General features: G+C 62.0%; 1 protein-coding gene. It reads right to left on the reverse strand.

All coding sequences use genetic code 11. From position 1 onward, the window contains the following. Positions 1 to 259 precede the first annotated feature (259 nt). The coding region (locus GIW04_RS30620; protein WP_236479601.1) for a methyl-accepting chemotaxis protein at positions 260 to 1,549 on the reverse strand (1,290 nt) is incomplete at its 5' end.

The following is a 1,549-nucleotide window of genomic DNA, read 5'->3' on the forward strand; positions in this document are numbered from 1 at the left end:
GGCTAAACCGGCATCCCTGCCGGTTTACCCCCCAAATCCCTGTCGAATTCCGGCCAGCGTGGTTTGACGGGGCGCCTAAGATCAAAAGCAGATCAAAAGCAGATCAAAAGCAAGATCAAGAGCTGCTCGCTTCGCATCGTGGTTACCGTTGAGCGCTACAGATACCTATGCTGCGATAACGATAAGCCAACCCATGATGTGCTGACTGTTCGTTTGCTATCGCAGGCAAGCCAGCTCCCACAGGGTTTTGTGGCAGCTGTTAGACGACGAACCTGGCCACCATCCCATTCAAGTCCACCGCCAGCCTCGACAGTTCATGGCTGGCCGCGCTGGTCTGGTTGGCGCCCGCCGCCGACTGGGTGGCCAGGTCACGGATGTTGACCAGGTTGCGGTCCACCTCGCGGGAGACCTGGGCCTGTTCTTCCGACGCGCTGGCAATCACCAGGTTGCGTTCGTTGATCAGGCTGATGGATGCCGTGATCTGTTCCAGTGAGGCGCCGGCTGCGCGTGCCATTTCCAGGGTGGTCTGGCTGCGCTGGTTGCTTTGTTGCATGGACTGCACCGCCTCACCGGTGCCGTTCTGGATGCCGGCGACCATTTTCTCGATTTCCTGGGTCGACTGCGCGGTGCGATGGGCCAGGGCGCGCACTTCATCGGCGACCACCGCAAAGCCGCGTCCGGCCTCGCCGGCACGGGCGGCTTCAATCGCCGCGTTGAGCGCCAGCAGGTTGGTTTGCTCGGCAATCGCGCGGATCACATCCAGCACCTTGCCGATATCCCGGCCCTGAGCGGCCAAGCCTTCAATCATCGCGGAGGTATTCTGTACGTCCTGGGTCATGGTCTGGATCGCGCCGACGGTTTCCATCACCCGATCACGGCCTTCCCGCGCCGCCTGGTTGGACTGCCCGGACGCCTCGGAGGTGGAAACCGCGTTACGCGCCACCTCCTCCACTGCCGCCGTCATCTCATTGACAGCCGTGGCGGCCTGGTCGATTTCATTGTTCTGCTGTTGCAGGCCACGGGACGCTTCCTCGGTGACCGCGCTCAACTCTTCCGCCGCCGAAGCCAGTTGCGTGGCCGAGCCGGCGATGTGCTGGATGGTCTGGCGCAGGCTGGCTTGCATGGTCGACAGCGCACTGAGCAACCGCGCCGGTTCGTCCTTGCCATCGTCCTCGATGGTTTTGCTGAGGTTGCCGGCGGCAATGGTTTCAGCCACTTCCACGGCCTTGCGCAGCGGGGTCACGATACTGCGGGTCAGCAACCAGGCCAGCAGCACGGTGAGCAATGCCGCCACCACGGAGACTGCCACTACACCGGTGATCGCGCCTTCGTAGCTTTGCCCGGCATCCTCGTCGGCCTGCTTGGCGTCGGCCGCATTGATGGCAATCAGCTTGTTCAGTTGCTCGCCCATCTGGTCAGTGCCGTCCTTGATACGGCTGTTGATCAGGACGCGCATCTCATCGACCTTGCCCTGTTTGGACAATGCCACCATCTCGGCCTGGGCCTTGAGGTAATTGTCCAGGGTCACGCCAAAGGTCTTGTACAGCGC

Source organism: Pseudomonas sp. PA-4-8C, assembly GCF_021606625.1.
GTDB lineage: Bacteria > Pseudomonadota > Gammaproteobacteria > Pseudomonadales > Pseudomonadaceae > Aquipseudomonas > Aquipseudomonas lactis.